This window comes from Dulcicalothrix desertica PCC 7102 (genome assembly GCF_003991905.1).
Classification (GTDB): domain Bacteria; phylum Cyanobacteriota; class Cyanobacteriia; order Cyanobacteriales; family Nostocaceae; genus Dulcicalothrix; species Dulcicalothrix desertica.
Genome location: NZ_RSCL01000003.1, coordinates 332,850 through 348,459, shown reverse-complemented (window position 1 = coordinate 348,459; position 15,610 = coordinate 332,850). Strand labels below are relative to the sequence as shown.

Sequence of the window (15,610 nt, the reverse complement as noted above, 5' to 3'; positions counted from 1 at the left end):
ACTTGCTGTTACAAGGTTTTATTCTTTAGGCGCCTGCATGTAACCCCAAAAGCCAACAACGATTGATTGTGTTAGCTGCATAAATGCTTCGCGGTAGTGTGCATCAAGAATTGCCACTACTGCGGCGCCAACACATGCCATAAATACCAACCAAATTGGAGCGTTTTTACTTTTCATGGGTCAATCCGGAGCGATGGCGCCACATCGTAAGCGGTTTGCAGTAAAGCACGTTTTTCAACTTCCTGCCAAGCATTTTCGGCAACCTCTTCAAGTGCCGCTGCTAATTGATGGGGGTCAATGATTTTGTGATTAAGCACTTTGTTGTTAATGTCGATAAGCGAGTCAATCAAGTGCGTCGGTATTAGTGTCATGCGGCGGTTAACCCCTCAACAATTGCAGTGGCCAATTTTTCGGCATTGTATAGGGCTACGTCCTTTGTGGAATCAAGAAAAAACAACTCAATTAAAATCGCTACCATCGCGGTGTTTTTGAGGACAAACAGGTGAGAACCATTTTTCACCCCCCGGCTAAAGAAACCCAATGAGCAGATATTCCGCAAAACTTTAGCAGCTAATGCCCTACCTTTAGTACTGATGGCAAAAACTTCTGTACCATGCGCTTGACCTTTATGCTTGTTGGCATGTATCGACACAAACACATCAGCTTTAAAAGCATTTGCAGTATTACACCTTTGCTGAAGTGAGTGTCTGGTGCTGTTGGCAGTTACTGGACGTACTTCAATCACTTCGTGCCCAAGTTGCAGCAGTTTATTTATAACTAACCTACCAACTACATTAATTACATTCTCTTCTTTGAGAATACCAACGGCGCCACCATCGAAATTGCACCCGTGCCCTAAATCAATTGCATATGTTGTCATTTTTTAAATTCCTATAGTAAAGCAATGGCGCCAGCGATACGGTCAGCTCGTACCTCGATGTACCGCGATAGCGCTTTCAAATCTTTGTGACCAGTGATTTGCTGAATCACGTAAATATCTGTCCCCTTCTCGTGCAGCTTCGTGATAAATGACCGGCGGGTGCTATGGGTGCTAATGCCCTGATGCTCCAGCCCTGCACGTTCAACAGCAGCGCGTAAAATCTTATCAGCAAACCTCAACTCGATATGAGTACCTGCTTTTTGACCTGGAAATAAGTAGCTTTCAGGGCTGAAAAGGGTATCAGGCTTATATTCTTTGAGTGAGTCGAACAAATTACGATGTACAGGCACTTGCCTGGTTTCACGTTTCCCGTCCGGTCGAGCTTTGCGTGTGTTGGCACGAAACGTAATAGTATCGAGCGGTTTACCGTTTGGTTGATAAACATCCTCATACTTAAGTTGAACTAAGGCGCCCCAACGTTCGCCAGTGTACCAAGCCAAATCTAAAAGCAGTTTATATTTACTACTTCTAATTTCGCGTCTGATTTTGGAATATTCAGAGTCAGATAAAATTGCTGATTGCCCATAGCGGTTATTCTTCATAATAGGGATTTTGAAAAGTACCGGATTAACCATTTAAAAAGGTTTTTCCAGTACTGTTTTTTTTCAATTTTTAGCATGAATGGTTACATTCTATTTGCTGCAATACTTTCGTGCCTTCGGTATAGTTCCGGATTTACATAAAAGAGGCACTTTACGCTTTTACTTATAAATGCTTACAAAAGAGATTAGTAAATATTTTAAAAATCTCTTGACAAATGGCAGAACCAACATTAGCTCAGGTATTCGGCGCCAATGCAACTCAGGATGCTAGTTTCCTCACAATTTCTAAAAGCGACTTAGCCTTGGTAGGTTTAACACCTTTAGCTGACAATACAGCAGAATCATTAAAGGTTGCAATTCTGCTGTTAGCTGCAATTGAACTAAACGAAACTAAGCAAGAAACTAACCCAGATATTCAGGTTGTTATCAGTGCTGGCACAACTCCATCCATTATTAGTAGGAACGATGCGAATTATCGACAGGTAACGTATACAGTCGAACTGCAAACTTTAGATACAGCTACAACTATTGACCCAGATAATTATTAAAAATGGCTATTGCAACAAGAATAGATTCTAGCTTAAGCCCAACAATTACTCAAAGTACATTAGCAGATGCATTGAAAACAGCATTTATTAACGCTGGTTTTAGCACTCCTACTGATGATTACACAAGTGGAACCGACCGAATATTAGTTTATAGGTTCGATACAGAGACTGCAAGAAATAAAGGTAGAAACTTTTTAAGAGTAAGAATCTCCAATACTTTGGTTATTGCTTGTTTAATAGGTACGGACTGGAACACTACCACTAAAGCAATGACTGATAGTAGTGCAGAATTTGCTCCTACAGCGTTGAGTGCTTCTTTACCTATAAACTTTGTCTCTTTAAATTGTGCTAGCGAGGGAAGATTTATTTTTCTTTCTCAAGGGACTGCATTTATACCACTTGGAATTTTAATTCCTGCGAATAGACCAACGTGGTGGAATTTAGACACCTGGAGTTATGGATATTTTTTTAGTACGATTACGGGTTTGAATTTTAGAGGTAGCAGTGCTAACCCATATGGGAATGCTGATAATACAGCACTTACTAGTGCTTTTTTATCGAATAGCAATCCAGGCTTATCGAGAGATTCACTGGCAGGATTGGTACTTTTAAATAATAGCAACTCTGGTATCAGTGCTAAAACCTCAGATGATATTGGAACCGCAGCAGGTAACGGAGCAATACGTTACGATACTTTGTCATTCAATAACAATACACAAAGATATTTACTCGCTGTAAACACTGCTAATGGTTTGATTTTTAGAATCCAATAACTTGAAACTTTGATGCTTTATCAATCACCAACAGTAAGAGGAGCGAGAATATTTACTAATACCTCTCTTCTTTCTTCCCCTTCTCCAAGATTAGGAAGTGTTTCTTTAAATGGATTAAAGTATGCCAATTCTAAACACAAAACGAGTTTAACTAACTTACAAGTACTATTCGGATTAAAGGCTTATCAATCATCTACTCAATTGTTTATTGATAAAACTAGCCTTACTAATTTAAGCGTATCTACTAATAACACAGCAGAAAGTTTACTGGTTGCTTTGTTACTCCGCTTGCTTTATCTAAACAATTCAATAAGTAGAGTAAATTTATCTTTGTGGGGAAGTGCCATTAATGCCACAAAAATCAAAACTTATTACGAACTTGAACTACTAGACAATTTGACAGTACTTGATACATACGAAATACAACAATTAAATAATATAGTAAATCCAAATAACTACTAATATGATTACTTACTGCTCAGAAGGGGATAAACCAATAGTAAAATATAGCTTTAATGGTGTAGAGAAAAAATTCAAATCTCCAAAATCTCCAATAACCATAGAAACAAAAGAAACACCGATAGAGGGAAGTGACAGTTACCAGGCTGAAGGGTTCACTATTACATTTTATTCACCTAATAATTCTAGGTTTGTAGAAGCAACAGTTTTGGATTATAAAGTATTTAAAGAAGAAATAGATGGAATCTTGTATAATTCAATTAAATGGAAAAATTGCGGTGAGACTTCCTTTCAAAGCTCAGTTGAAATCGACCCTCAGACGTTAACTATTGACGCAACTAAAAAATGTCCTATTGACCAACAAGGTAAAGTTAGATGTTCGATAATAATAAGACATCAAGATTTAATTATTTTCCAAGACCAAGGACAATGTCCGTTAATTTATTCTGTTCAGTGCGGCAATTGTGCAAGTGGTGAAATTGAATGCAAAAGTAACACTTATCCCGGTTATTGCTGCATTTCTTGTCAAGGAACTTCTCAAAGAATTAAAAACCTATCTAACAAAATAAAGTAATGGCTGAATGTAAAGATATAGATAAGGCGTTGCGAGATTTAAGCGGAAAAATTGACGGTTTCAAAGATAAGCTAAAAAATCTTGATGATAAAACCAATGATGCGTTGAAATGCTGCAAAGATAAAACCAAACAGGAAGAGGGGAAAGGGGATAACTTAGCTGATATATTAAGGCGATTGGCTAAATTAGAGCGTGATTTTAATTCTTTAAAACAACAGGAAGAGAACCATTATAAAACGACTACAGATATAGCTGAAGCTCTTGTTAATTTCAAACCTTTTTTAGAAGTTATGAATAAATTTGTAAACCTAGACTTTAGTATTTAAATTATGCAACCTAGACCTTATGATGCTGTTTTGGGCGGGAGAGTAAAGAGTGTAGAGCAAATTGTTAAAAGCACTCCTCCCAAACTTGATAAATTTCTTACAAAGCAAGGGAAGTATTTGAGAGTAAGCAAGAAGAGTATTCTTGCATCAAAAAAAGTTACCGAAGCTATGCAAAATGGTAGATGGTCGCAAGTCGGCTCTAAATTCGGTGCTTTTATGAAACTTGCTGGTATTGCCATTAATATATTTGGCGTACTAATGGGAGTAGGTAATTTACTTTTATCTAGTCAGATAAATGAGTCAGCTATTCGGAATTTTGAAATTTTATCAAAAAGTTTAACGCGCTCTTTGCAGGCTACGCTTGTTGTTAACTCTCGTGTGACAGCATTAAATAAACAATTTGAGAAGTTAAAGCGCGACTTAGATGCAACGAAAGTTACGCTATATGGTGATGTTCAAAATCTGTTAAGAAATTTACCCCGCGTTCGTAAAACTGCAAATGATGCTTTATTTGAGGTACGCGCTGGTCGTGCGAAGCTCGAAGCGTTAATTGCGGCAGCTGCGAAAAAGGGGAATGATGCATTATTTGAGGTGCGCGCGGGTCGTGCGAAACTCGAAGCACAAATTGCGGCAGCTGCGAAAAAGGGGAATGATGCATTATTTGAGGTGCGTGCGGGTCGTGCGAAACTCGAAGTAAGCTTAAATCAACAAAACACGAGAGTTAACTCTTTGAACACGAGAGTTCAAACCGTAGAAAATAAACTTAGACTTATTCCAACCACACCGAACAATAACCCAAATACTAACGACTTAGTAAGAAAGTTTGACTTCCCTAACTTGATTAGGCAGAACGCCCAAACTATTAATAACATTACTGAACCATTCACCGCCAAATATGTAGATGGTAAGTTAGAAAGTGTAAGAAAAGGTTTTGACGGTAAGCTTAGTCAAAAGTTGGACAAAGACAAATTAATTACTGAAATACAGCAAAAATCTGGCGATATTATCAGGATTATCACCCCTGCAATTACTAACGCTATTTCTCCCGTTGCCACTAGCGTCAAAGGGCTTGAATTGACAGTACCAAATTTAGCGCAAGCTATCGGGAATCTATCACAAAAGTTTGGTGGATTCCGAACTGACTTAGACAATAACACTCGCAGAATCGATAGAGAATCCATTGATAACGATAGACAGGCTATTGACATAGAAGTATTAAAGCAGAAAGTTAGGGAGCAAGAAAAAGTGAATGCAGAGGGCAACAAAAAACTTGATGATTTATTAAAATGGTCATTAGGAATACCTCCAATACTGGCATTAATACCACGTAAAACTGCTGATTTGGTTAATCCGAATATTCCTAGTAAGAATGATATTAAAAATATTGTGCGTGACAACACACCACAGTCTAGCTGTCGATTTACTGAAGTACCGATTTATGATGCGGCGAATGGTGTCAAAACTCAAGTTAGCGCGCTCGACGCCGCCCAAACCGCATTAATTACAGCAAATACAGCAATATCAAATACCATCAATGATAAAATCGGCACGGCAATCCCTAATGGTGGTTTAGGGGGTGCAATTGGTCGAATATTTGAGAACAAAATAATTGATAGAGCTATTGCCTACATAACAATGGTTACTTCGCTTCACAATGCTTTGATGCTTTCAAATAACCTCGCTCAAACATTATTCAGTGCAGGTGACACAATTCTACAAGCATTTGGTGTAAAAATTAAAGATGCAAAGGGTGATGAGATAGGCATAGGCAATGTAATTAACGGAATGTTTGAAAGCACATTCAAGTTAATCTTTGGTGATGATAACTATAGTGGAATGCGTAAAGCATGGTTGACTTACTCGCGTATTTATCAATCAGCTTCAAACTTATTAAATAATGTGCAATCTATGTTTGACACTGCTCGAAGTATAGCAGAAATGACTGTTGCTAACGTTGGTAAAATTGGTAATGCACTCAAAAAAGCGGGTGCGGTTTATGAAAATGCTTACAATTGGATGTCAGAAAAAGCGAGTGCAGCTACAGCGAGACAGCAATCTTTTGAAAAGTTTCGTCAAGGTTTAGAATCGGCAGAAAATATAGCATCCAGTGTTGAAAGTGTCGCTAGTGATGTTGTTTCTATTCAAAGCGAATTAAATGAATTTAAGCAGAATAAAGATAATTTTATTAGCGCTGTAAATGGTGAAACTGAGAAAAAAGAACAAGATGAACAGAAAGAAAAGCCGAACTTAACACTCACCTTCGATGGTTCTAATTTATCTAGGAGTGACAGCGATGAGTAACGATGTAGAGCTATTACAAAACTTTTTCAGGTTACAGGTTAACAAAGAAGTTAGGAAGTTTTTTAAGGATGTAACAGCGGATGACGATTTAACAACACCGCGCGGGTTAGCTAAAAACCTTTGTTTGCACAAAGACGTTGATACATCAGAACTAAGCATAATGAGGTTATTTGCTTACTATATTATTTGCGGCGCCTTTGAGGGGCGTCCTGTATACGGTATTCCTACAACTTCATTCCAGGAACAGCGTAAATTTAAACCTCAAGTACAATTGTATTTTCAGGAGGACTTAGGGGACGTAGACGCGGGTTACAGTCCTGTTACAGGTGAAATATCCTTTAGGTTGATGAACCAAGAAACCACAACCTTGTCAAAAGCTGAAGCTACTAGCTACGCAAATAAAATTAAAACGGCGTTCGCTAAACCATCATTCGTTTGGAAAAAAGGTAAAGAATTATACTCGTATACTGACTGGGCTAAGGGGTATCAGTTGCAGCTACTTTGTAGAAACGAGTCCGAAGCGCGTCGCGTGGTTGAGCAAGTACTAGATATACAGTCCCATTCACCCGAATGGAAGCGCTTGCGTAAAAATGAGGCTGTAGATTCGGCTGCTACTTACCCTACTATCCCAGGAAACCAAACAATTCTCGGTAAATCGCAGAAGAAACCTAGACAGCGTCCTATTGCTGATGTTCGCTTTCAGTATGCTTTGCTTCACGTCCACGGGCTACCAAGAGCAATAACCTTGGTTGACCGAACGGGTACGTTTGCTAATCCACTGGTAACTCTGTGAAGTGGCATAGATTTGTTATACGGTGTTTACTCCTGGAAGGGTTAAGCCTTTCCAGATATCCGTAGACGTGAAACCCGCTTGCTATAAAGGCTTTAGAGCTTCAATATTTTTACCAACCAATCTTTAACTTATGGCACGTGATAGAAAGTACAGCCGTATTTTGCAAGCAGCAAAGTATTACTCAGCAGTCGATAACTACATCAAGTACATTACAGATGCATCCAAGCGCGGTGGTAGGGTAGGAACTGGTGACCCACGTCCTAAATCCAAAAAATATTTTATTGACCCATTCGGTATTAAGCTTGGAGCCGGTCAAGTGGTACCTGTTACCAGTAGTGAACCCGCTTTCACTGCCTATAGTGCTGACATTGCAGGACGTTTTCAAGCTACTGAGGCAAACGAGGATAATATCATTCCTGTTCGTAGCTACCGTGCAGCTCGTGCAATTATTACTACAGGTCGAACCACTAGTGGTACAGCTAAAACTTCTAGAGTTACTGGCTTGAAGTATTTAAGCTATGGGGGAAAATCCATATCTGTCGCTTTTGGGCGAAAAAACGAGACAGAGGAATTTGCAGCAGCGGCAGCAGAGGTTAAGGCTGCAATCCAAACACGAGTCGCAGGCGCCATTGTTACTATTTCACCCGAAGTGGTACCCATAGTCTAGTGGATGAATTATTAATTTTTGGTACTTGCTACCGAGAAAATAGCGAGTACAACAATGCTGATGCTGCCAGAGAAATGCAACAGTTATTGCAACGCCAACAAGTCATACAAAATACCTTACTAAAAGGTGAAGATTTTGATGATTTGTTCGATTTATTAGAGGAACAAGGCATCGACTCAGCCGAATATGTTGATATGGTTGAGTCAAATGTTGATTTTGTTATTTGCAATGATTTAATCGTTCCCCACACGATTTTCTATTATGAGCCGACTAATAGCTAATTTTGGAAATCCAAACAACTGGGAATCGATATATAACACGAACCTAGTCGGGGCTGATGCTGGGAACGGACGGTACTTTCCTATTCAAGAAACTACCGTCCCGCTGCTTCTTGAAAATCATATTCTAGCTATATCAACCAGTAGCCAGAATGCATCAAATAAATGGAAGTCGGCGGGTTTCCTTAACTATTTGATACGAACTGGTTTAGTAGTTGGGGGCACTCCGAATACCCGATTCGGCAGTGGATACAGGATAAATTTAAATGCCATTACTTTGTTGATACTGCCGCAGTTGTCAAATGAATATTCAATATCAATAAATATTCATTATTGGATACAAGATGTAGCAATTAATATCTGGCAATATACAGGTGACTCGATTGATTCGACTGATAACTTGATTGAAGAAATTAGAGATGTAAACCTTGCAAGTATTGAACGAAAAATTGATGATATCTCGACTTATGGAGGTAGTTAAATGCTTCTTGTTTGGCGAGAAGTCGCAAAGTTTAACTTAATTAAACAATGGCAATTTACACAACTAACTTCTGCAACGCTTTATCGAATTACACACACTGTAAGCGCTAACCCATCAGGTACCTTGAGGGCTGCTATTGGTCAAAGCGTAGAGTCGATTGTGTTTGACCGTCGCATGATTGGGTACAAGTTGGGTACAGAAGAGGGGCATTTATTTAATAAGCCTGATGGTATTGAAAGCAGGTTTTTAGCGCTGCAACGCTTAGACGATATTCCGGTTACTTGGACTGTAAAAATTGAGGAGTTAATAGATTTGGCTGAATCTCTACCTTTACCCATATCTCAAATTGATGGGTTACAATCTGCACTCGACAGCAAAGCGCAAAACCCACACCAGCACGTTATTTCTGATATTACAGGACTAGTAGCAACTCTAGCTCAAAAGGCTGAAATAACTGATTTAACAACGCTTGAGCAATTGATACTAGCCCAAGTTGCTCAAAAGGCTCCAGTAGAACACACACACGTAGTTGCTGATATTGCTGGATTGGTTGAGTTGATTCAATCGATACAACCACCAGTACCCATTGATTTTGTTACGTCCAAAACTGTACCTAATAACCCGTTTCAGGGTTTAGGGTGGAATGAACTTGATACAGATGGTTGCTTGGTTGAAACTTGGGTGTATATTGACAGCCGCTGGCAAAGTCAAACCAAATACAGCTTTGATTACTGGGGACCAACTAGCAGTATTGCAGGCAATGTTAGCTACAACATCCCGTTTGATTTTCGCTACGATTACCTGTTTAAAGACTTTTTGGTTCACTGTATCTACTCAGGAAGTGGAACTGTAGACGAAACTACAAATTACTGGCGCGCTATTGTCACCACCCAACCCACAGGTACAACTTTCGCTCGAAGTGGCGCCATCCCAAATGACAACATGTCAAAGCTATTTCCAATAAACCAAAAATTCGTACCCGCACAAGGCGAACGAGTACTTTTGATGTATCAAAAATACGGTAATCCACCAGGCGTAAGGATTGGAGTTTCTTTACGCTATCACTTGCTGAGGAGGTAAACCGTGACTGTAAAGCTAGGAGCTATTGCAGCCGCAACGGGAATTGCAACAGCTGGTGTGCAGCTTTTTTGGAGTTTGGCATCAGGCAGCTATAACGCTGGTAGTCGTATGGAAGCAATGCAGACAGAGCTAAAGCTGTTACGCAAAGACGTACAAACTCAAAACCAGTTATATCAAGCTCAAAATCAGATATACGAGTACCGATTACAACAGCTTGAGGATAAAAAATTTCCTGGTAACGGGCGCCGCGAGTAGTACACAACCCACTAGTTCATTTAAGCTAGTGGGTTTACTCATAAAAACGTGTGAGTTATGTGTGAGTTATGTGACTACGCAACATTTGTTAAACCAAATTCCCATAATTCTCACTCACTAGTTCACTTCAACTAGTAGGTTCCAACTCTTTGGGGATTCGATTCTCACTCACTAGTTCACTTCAACTAGTAGGTTCCAACTCTTTGGGGATTCCCTCAACCTCATACAGTAAATATCCTGAGCATTTCATGTAGCACAGGGCTAAAAGTCTGTGCATTTGTATAATTTTTCCCACAGGCACACAGAGTACACGGAGAGAGAAATCTTGTAGAGACGCGATATATCGCGTCTCTACATCTCAGAATTAATGATACAGACCACTACTCTCCTCGCAGGCGCCTGAAAGTACCAATCAAAATCTCCTTTCGACAACTTTGGACAGACTCAAAAGTTTTTGATTCGCAGCTTCTGAGATATTCAACGATATGTTCAAAGTGTCTTTTTAAATGAGTATTATAATGCTTTTGCTTTTTGGCATATTCTAACTGCTCATCTCTAATTTTGCTGATTACACCTTTTTCATGTGGAAAAATTTCTCCAATAATATCATCCCAATTCTGATTAGTCGGTGGTTGACATTTAGATATTATACACTTGCAAACAACAGTAAAAACCTTTCCTAAGTCTGCAATTTCACTTATACGGTGTAAGTATAATCCTCGAATTGTTGATACACCATAATTATCGGATGGTAACTTTTTAAAATTTCTTTCAATTGTATTAGTCTCTTCGTTAAGATAAGCACCTCCTTCGGCAATTGCCCAGCAACAAACAAAAAATTTATTTGCTTCTTTTATTCTTTCTATAATTTCATCGTCTGAAGCATTAGAGTAATTATCACAGAGTTTCAACATTCCACAAGAAAAAAAATAGCTTGAAGAATGTTGACCAAATAAGTCAACGACTTTACCAGTTGAACTGCAATGTATTTTGATGAGAAATGAGTCTATATTAATGACCATATTCGATTTATTCAAAGCAGTCTCTTCATTATTAGTTCGTTCATTATCTTTATGACCCGAAGTCATGTTAAAAACTGGATGAAGCAATGGAGGTGATGGAACTATGATATCTCCAAATCTTTCCATTCTATCGATGTCTTGTTCATTGTTATAAAACACCACATCTTTTAAATAATCTTGATATGCTTTTTGACTGGTTTCTGAGTAGCAAAGAAGCGCATGGTCAATTAACCTTCTTGCCCACTCTATACAATTAGATTGTTCAAATTCTCCTTCTCTTGTTTTGCCAATATATGCTTGCATTAAGTAACACCAGCTTTGAGAAAGTGTTGCTTTGGCATAGTAATCAGAATTTCCATCTCTAGCAGCAGATATTCTTGCTTTTTCTAATAAAGATATAGGGTAAATTAAATCATTAACGCTTTCTTGGATAAATAATGGGAAAAAGACAGAAATACGTGCTTTGAGAGCATAAATACGTGCCCAATAAGAAAAAGAAGGAGAAAGATTTGCTTGAGAAAACTCACCTATTCTAAAAAACTTGAGCGAGCGTTCCTCTAGTTCTTTACTAGCTTCGTCTAAAAAATTTTCACATTTTGAAATAGCACGTTCTCTTTCATCCTCTGAAAGAAATTCGCACGTAGCTTTGCATAAGTAATAATTTGCGCGCGTTAAATGGCTAAAATATTTAATATGTGGTTCTAATTCTTCAAGCAAAGTATTCGCTGCTTTCGTCAAACCTTCTTCAATATATCCTTGAGTTATATGTAGTTGAGCTTCGTAAGCAAGATTACTCCAAGGTTCATTGCTATTTTTAGAGTTTTTTGGAAGTATTGTATTTTGAAGATAACTTTCCATTACTCTTAGCGAAAATGGATAAGACCATAAACGTTTTTTCCCTTTGATTAAACTTTTTTGAGCAATAATTCTATCACAAAGTTCTTCTAGATAAATTTGTGCATCAACTCCAATTTCCCTCACTGTTTTCAAGCGTGCGTAAAATCCCGAAACAGCAATTGCTTCCACCATATCAAAACAAATATAATCTCCTTGAAAAATATCTGAACCATTAATATACGAATCGAAATCAATCAAATTAGACTCGGTTTCTTGATTATGGTGAGTTAAATTCAAAAGTTTTTTGACATCTTCTAATTCAACTAATCTAACTCTCGATGCAGACCAAACAGTTGCTAACGTATCATTCCCATAAAGTTTTCCTTCGGGTGCAATGTATACTTCTTGAGCAACAGGAAAATATTTTTTAAGACTTGGTAAGTCCCATAAAACTGCTCTATTTAAAGCTTTTCTTATTAAAGAAATTATACTAGAGGCGCCACTCACCTCTTCAAAAAAATGTAGTTCTTTAACAAAATTTTTATCTAACTTATCTTTATACTTCTTTAGTAAATTTTCATGGTTATGTTCATCGAACTTTAAACAAAAATGTACTCTGACACGACATGCATGTCTTCCCCCTAATGCGTTTATAAATTCATTAATTCCCTCACCGACTACTTTACTTTTTCGTTCGTCTAGTTTCCACAATTCTTTATTGAGTAAACCAACACTATTATATTCTGTTTTCACGTATAGTGGTAATGTCCTTACTTTTTCTACTTCAATGTACTTGAAGTAAATAGGAAACTCATTGGAAAGTCTTACATTATCAACAAAAAACTTAGTTAATCTTTCAATCAATTCATTAGGTAAGCAACTTTCCCATTTTTTTATAAATGCTTCATCAAAAAGGTTTGCGTTACTATTTCCTATAATTGGACGCATATATTTAACAGCTTGCAAACCCGATTGCATTTCTATTGCTTTAATCTCATTCTTTACCTTTTCCTTTATCTCTAAAATTGTATTATTTCTATTTTCCCATTCAAGTTGTAATTCTTGCTCAATCACACTTTGAATTAAATTATCAATGTAAGCTTCGTTGATAATCTTAGTTTTGCCATTATTGTCTTCTTTTTCAATATATTTTGGAATGTTAGATGGAATGTTAGATGGAATGTCAGAGGTGTTTGATTTATTTTCAGTAATTACATCACTAATAAAGTTATCTTTGACATAGGTATCAAAATCAACGGGAAGTTTTAGTTCTTTCCTTTCTGCGCGCGACAACTCACAATACTTGCGAATAGCTCGAAGCTTATCTGCATCTTTTAAAAACTCTGGTATTGACTGACTATCATTAGCTCTGAAGTTTTTAGCGTCTTTTTTCCAATATTCTTCTATTGCCGTTAATATTTTTACTAGTTTATTCAAGCTAAGAGCTGGTAAAGCATCTTGTTCGCTCATTTTGTTTTTAGCTAAACCTGGGTAGAGGTTGTTAATTACTCTCCGAACAAATGTTCTATTAGCTGTTTGATCCCATATTTTAGCTATATCCGCTTCCAGTTTATTGATATTCAGATTTTGCGGATTGTTTTTAATACCACTTATATGCAGAAGATAAGCATATATCTTTGCATCGCGCGCGGTATCTTCTGTGTCTCGCCGTGTCTTTTTTGACATCTTGTATACTTATTAAGTTGTAGAAAATATTTTTGTTTCTAAATCTTACATATTTATTGACGTTTTGTCAAAAAATATCTGTTTTGAATCTCGTGGAATAGGCATCTTGCCTGTTCTTCTATATTATAGGACAGGCAAGATGCCTGTTCCACAAGATTAATTTATTTTTTATTTGACATTATGTCAATTGTTGACAGCCAAATTGCTTCACGATAAAAGTAAAGCAACTCTTAAGAATTCTGTTTTGTTGGTAATACATATGTCGCAAATCAAATGCTTTCGGGAAAATAGTCTCTCACAACATCATTCGCGTTATTTTCAGAACACAAGTACTGACTTTTCATCTGTTCGATATTCTGGGCAAATTTGGGAACGAGCATTTCCACTCGGAAACCCAATGCAATTATATGGTATTCCTCTTGGTATTTCCACTAACATTTTGCCGAACTTGTCTTTGATAGAAGCTGTTTACTGCTTTCATCAATATAAATTTAAGCATATCGAGTTGCAGTTAGAGTTTAGAGCTAGGTATGATTACGCATTACTTGAAGTAGAACGATTTCTTGAAGGTTGCACGTTAAATTTTGGCATGGATTTCACGGTTCATGCACCTTATTTAAAGATAAATTTAGGCGCCAATGATGAAGATTTGCGTAGCTACTCTTGTTTGCAAGTCGCAACTCTTATTCCTTTCTGTGCTGAACTAGGAGTGAGATACTTGACGGTTCACACGAGTGGACGAGGAGCGCATAGTTTAGAACAACTATTACGTTCACTTGATTTACTAGTGTCTCAGACTCAAAAGTATGGAATTTGTATTTGTCTAGAGAATACTGGAGCAGATCGTCCGGGATGGCTACTCTTAACTGATGAGGAGTGCATAACTGCCTGTTATACAACAGGTTGTGCGCTGACTACGGATTTTGTACATGTTTTTTCTCTAAAGTCAGACCCCTTTGCAACTCTAGAAAAGTTACTTCCTTTTACAAGGAACTGCCACTTGGCAGATACATATGACAGCCAACACCTGCATCTTCCTTTAGGGAAAGGAAATCTTCCAGTTCATCAAATTCTTGCTGTGCTTGATAAGCATTCTTATAGAGGGAAGTTAATTGTAGATGCTCTTGACAGAGGTTACAGAGCAGAAGAGTATATTGCTTGTGCTGCTGCCTTTAGAGATAATTAAGTCAACCTGATGAAAGGATGTCAGTAATGAGCTTCAAAGATTATTTTTCCAAGCAAGCGAGCGAGTATGTTCGCTATCGTCCCTTGTATCCAGAAGAACTCTTTAAGTATCTAAGTGGATTAGTTCAATCTCATGAATTAGCCTGGGACTGTGGAACTGGTAATGGTCAGGTTGCACAGGGATTGGTAAAATATTTTTCATCTGTCTATGCTTCTGATGCTAGTTCAAAACAGATTGCCAATGCTTTGCAAAACAAGCGTATTAAGTACTTTGTTGCTCGTGCTGAGTCAACTTCGCTTCCTAGTAGTTCAATTGACCTCATTACTGTTGGACAAGCTTTTCACTGGTTTGATTTTAACCGCTTTTATAATGAAGCAAACCGAGTTCTGAAAGCAGAAGGAGTTCTAGCAATTTGGTGCTATGGGCTTTTTAATCTATTAGATGCTTCGGAGGAATTGCAAGATAGCTTTCTTGTGTTTTACGACAGGATAAAACCTTTTTGGCCTCCAGAAAGAAAATTTGTTGATGAACGGTACTTAACTGTTCCCTTTCCCTTCGTCGAATTAGAGACTCCCATTTTTTTAATGACTGCTGAGTGGGGGGTTAGTGAGTTGATAGGTTATTTAAGAACCTGGTCTGCAACTCAAAGATGCATTGCTTTGGAGGGGGAAGAGTATATTTTGAGACTGTTTGGACGAATATCTGAGCTTTGGAATAGTTGTGAAAATTCTAGACGAACTATTCAATGGCCTGTTTATCTGCGTGTTGGCAGAAAGCATTCTTGATTATTTTTATTCTTTCTTGTGGAATGGGCATCCCTGCCCGTTCTCAAAATGAAGGCAGTTTTGCAAGTCCTTGCATA

At 37.8% G+C, this 15,610-nt stretch carries 19 protein-coding genes; 14 read left to right on the top strand and 5 right to left on the bottom strand.

The annotated features are described in order from the left end of the window. Positions 1-18: 18 nt before the first annotated feature. Genes DSM106972_RS51260 through DSM106972_RS08225 form a run of 4 tightly spaced genes read right to left on the bottom strand, consistent with a single transcriptional unit; the run spans position 19 to position 1,482 of the window. Positions 19-177 (bottom strand): hypothetical protein, encoded by a 159-nt coding sequence (locus tag DSM106972_RS51260; RefSeq protein ID WP_158632780.1) that lies wholly within the window; start codon positions 175-177, stop codon positions 19-21. After that, positions 174-371 carry a hypothetical protein gene (locus DSM106972_RS08235; RefSeq protein WP_127080238.1) on the bottom strand — a complete coding sequence of 66 codons (198 nt, stop codon included), beginning with the start codon at positions 369-371 and terminating at the stop codon, positions 174-176. Before DSM106972_RS08235 ends, DSM106972_RS51260 begins: the two co-directional genes overlap by 4 nt. After that, a complete protein-coding gene (locus tag DSM106972_RS08230) occupies positions 368-880 on the bottom strand; it encodes an N-acetylmuramoyl-L-alanine amidase (RefSeq protein ID WP_127080237.1) in 513 nt (170 codons plus the stop codon). Before DSM106972_RS08230 ends, DSM106972_RS08235 begins: the two co-directional genes overlap by 4 nt. 11 nt (positions 881-891) lie before the next feature. Then, complete coding sequence (locus DSM106972_RS08225) at positions 892-1,482, bottom strand: tyrosine-type recombinase/integrase (protein WP_127080236.1); 591 nt, start codon at positions 1,480-1,482, stop codon at positions 892-894. Positions 1,483-1,697: 215 nt separating this feature from the next. On the opposite strand from DSM106972_RS08225, the gene DSM106972_RS08220 reads away from it, so the two are divergent. The 12 genes from DSM106972_RS08220 to DSM106972_RS08165 all read left to right on the top strand — a co-directional run bounded on the left by DSM106972_RS08220 (position 1,698) and on the right by DSM106972_RS08165 (position 10,017). Then, positions 1,698-2,030 carry a hypothetical protein gene (locus DSM106972_RS08220; protein ID WP_127080235.1) on the top strand — a complete coding sequence of 111 codons (333 nt, stop codon included), beginning with the start codon at positions 1,698-1,700 and terminating at the stop codon, positions 2,028-2,030. Positions 2,031-2,032: 2 nt separating this feature from the next. Continuing rightward, the gene (locus DSM106972_RS08215) at positions 2,033-2,803 is read left to right on the top strand and encodes a hypothetical protein (protein WP_127080234.1); all 771 of its coding nucleotides are present in this window, start codon (positions 2,033-2,035) and stop codon (positions 2,801-2,803) included. 12 nt (positions 2,804-2,815) lie between these two features. After that, complete coding sequence (locus DSM106972_RS08210) at positions 2,816-3,265, top strand: hypothetical protein (RefSeq protein WP_145837742.1); 450 nt, start codon at positions 2,816-2,818, stop codon at positions 3,263-3,265. Position 3,266: 1 nt separating this feature from the next. Beyond that, the gene (locus tag DSM106972_RS08205; protein WP_127080232.1) at positions 3,267-3,836 is read left to right on the top strand and encodes a hypothetical protein; all 570 of its coding nucleotides are present in this window, start codon (positions 3,267-3,269) and stop codon (positions 3,834-3,836) included. Further along, positions 3,836-4,162, top strand: a complete 327-nt coding sequence (locus DSM106972_RS08200; RefSeq protein ID WP_127080231.1) for a hypothetical protein — start codon at positions 3,836-3,838, stop codon at positions 4,160-4,162. Before DSM106972_RS08205 ends, DSM106972_RS08200 begins: the two co-directional genes overlap by 1 nt. A gap of 3 nt (positions 4,163-4,165) precedes the next feature. Then, the gene (locus DSM106972_RS08195) at positions 4,166-6,463 is read left to right on the top strand and encodes a hypothetical protein (RefSeq protein WP_127080230.1); all 2,298 of its coding nucleotides are present in this window, start codon (positions 4,166-4,168) and stop codon (positions 6,461-6,463) included. Beyond that, positions 6,456-7,256 carry a hypothetical protein gene (locus DSM106972_RS08190; RefSeq protein ID WP_127080229.1) on the top strand — a complete coding sequence of 267 codons (801 nt, stop codon included), beginning with the start codon at positions 6,456-6,458 and terminating at the stop codon, positions 7,254-7,256. Before DSM106972_RS08195 ends, DSM106972_RS08190 begins: the two co-directional genes overlap by 8 nt. A gap of 130 nt (positions 7,257-7,386) precedes the next feature. Next, positions 7,387-7,923: a hypothetical protein gene (locus tag DSM106972_RS08185; RefSeq protein ID WP_127080228.1), complete on the top strand. Its 537-nt coding sequence runs from the start codon at positions 7,387-7,389 to the stop codon at positions 7,921-7,923. Beyond that, positions 7,923-8,204 (top strand): hypothetical protein, encoded by a 282-nt coding sequence (locus DSM106972_RS08180; RefSeq protein WP_127080227.1) that lies wholly within the window; start codon positions 7,923-7,925, stop codon positions 8,202-8,204. Before DSM106972_RS08185 ends, DSM106972_RS08180 begins: the two co-directional genes overlap by 1 nt. Further along, complete coding sequence (locus DSM106972_RS08175; RefSeq protein ID WP_127080226.1) at positions 8,185-8,682, top strand: hypothetical protein; 498 nt, start codon at positions 8,185-8,187, stop codon at positions 8,680-8,682. Before DSM106972_RS08180 ends, DSM106972_RS08175 begins: the two co-directional genes overlap by 20 nt. Further along, a complete protein-coding gene (locus DSM106972_RS08170) occupies positions 8,683-9,762 on the top strand; it encodes a hypothetical protein (RefSeq protein ID WP_127080225.1) in 1,080 nt (359 codons plus the stop codon). Between the two features lie 3 nt (positions 9,763-9,765). Next, positions 9,766-10,017, top strand: coding sequence for a hypothetical protein (locus DSM106972_RS08165; protein WP_127080224.1), 252 nt, complete (start codon positions 9,766-9,768; stop codon positions 10,015-10,017). A 380-nt stretch (positions 10,018-10,397) separates the two neighbouring features. Here the strand turns inward: DSM106972_RS08165 and DSM106972_RS08160 are convergent, their stop codons facing one another. Then, a complete protein-coding gene (locus tag DSM106972_RS08160) occupies positions 10,398-13,562 on the bottom strand; it encodes a hypothetical protein (RefSeq protein ID WP_127080223.1) in 3,165 nt (1,054 codons plus the stop codon). A gap of 259 nt (positions 13,563-13,821) precedes the next feature. On the opposite strand from DSM106972_RS08160, the gene DSM106972_RS08155 reads away from it, so the two are divergent. Further along, a complete protein-coding gene (locus DSM106972_RS08155) occupies positions 13,822-14,748 on the top strand; it encodes a sugar phosphate isomerase/epimerase family protein (RefSeq protein WP_127080222.1) in 927 nt (308 codons plus the stop codon). 26 nt (positions 14,749-14,774) lie between these two features. Next, positions 14,775-15,533, top strand: coding sequence for a class I SAM-dependent methyltransferase (locus tag DSM106972_RS08150; RefSeq protein ID WP_127080221.1), 759 nt, complete (start codon positions 14,775-14,777; stop codon positions 15,531-15,533). The last annotated feature ends 77 nt before the right edge of the window (positions 15,534-15,610 follow it).

Excerpts from the sequence above, each read along its gene's own strand:
- DSM106972_RS51260 (WP_158632780.1), bottom strand. The coding sequence starts at position 177 with ATGAAAAGTAAAAACGCTCCAATTTGGTTGGTATTTATGGCATGTGTT.
- DSM106972_RS08235 (WP_127080238.1), bottom strand. The coding sequence starts at position 371 with ATGACACTAATACCGACGCACTTGATTGACTCGCTTATCGACATTAAC.
- DSM106972_RS08230 (WP_127080237.1), bottom strand. The coding sequence starts at position 880 with ATGACAACATATGCAATTGATTTAGGGCACGGGTGCAATTTCGATGGT.
- DSM106972_RS08225 (WP_127080236.1), bottom strand. The coding sequence starts at position 1,482 with ATGAAGAATAACCGCTATGGGCAATCAGCAATTTTATCTGACTCTGAA.
- DSM106972_RS08220 (WP_127080235.1), top strand. The coding sequence starts at position 1,698 with ATGGCAGAACCAACATTAGCTCAGGTATTCGGCGCCAATGCAACTCAG.
- DSM106972_RS08215 (WP_127080234.1), top strand. The coding sequence starts at position 2,033 with ATGGCTATTGCAACAAGAATAGATTCTAGCTTAAGCCCAACAATTACT.
- DSM106972_RS08210 (WP_145837742.1), top strand. The coding sequence starts at position 2,816 with ATGCTTTATCAATCACCAACAGTAAGAGGAGCGAGAATATTTACTAAT.
- DSM106972_RS08205 (WP_127080232.1), top strand. The coding sequence starts at position 3,267 with ATGATTACTTACTGCTCAGAAGGGGATAAACCAATAGTAAAATATAGC.
- DSM106972_RS08200 (WP_127080231.1), top strand. The coding sequence starts at position 3,836 with ATGGCTGAATGTAAAGATATAGATAAGGCGTTGCGAGATTTAAGCGGA.
- DSM106972_RS08195 (WP_127080230.1), top strand. The coding sequence starts at position 4,166 with ATGCAACCTAGACCTTATGATGCTGTTTTGGGCGGGAGAGTAAAGAGT.
- DSM106972_RS08190 (WP_127080229.1), top strand. The coding sequence starts at position 6,456 with ATGAGTAACGATGTAGAGCTATTACAAAACTTTTTCAGGTTACAGGTT.
- DSM106972_RS08185 (WP_127080228.1), top strand. The coding sequence starts at position 7,387 with ATGGCACGTGATAGAAAGTACAGCCGTATTTTGCAAGCAGCAAAGTAT.
- DSM106972_RS08175 (WP_127080226.1), top strand. The coding sequence starts at position 8,185 with ATGAGCCGACTAATAGCTAATTTTGGAAATCCAAACAACTGGGAATCG.
- DSM106972_RS08170 (WP_127080225.1), top strand. The coding sequence starts at position 8,683 with ATGCTTCTTGTTTGGCGAGAAGTCGCAAAGTTTAACTTAATTAAACAA.
- DSM106972_RS08160 (WP_127080223.1), bottom strand. The coding sequence starts at position 13,562 with ATGTCAAAAAAGACACGGCGAGACACAGAAGATACCGCGCGCGATGCA.
- DSM106972_RS08155 (WP_127080222.1), top strand. The coding sequence starts at position 13,822 with ATGTCGCAAATCAAATGCTTTCGGGAAAATAGTCTCTCACAACATCAT.
- DSM106972_RS08150 (WP_127080221.1), top strand. The coding sequence starts at position 14,775 with ATGAGCTTCAAAGATTATTTTTCCAAGCAAGCGAGCGAGTATGTTCGC.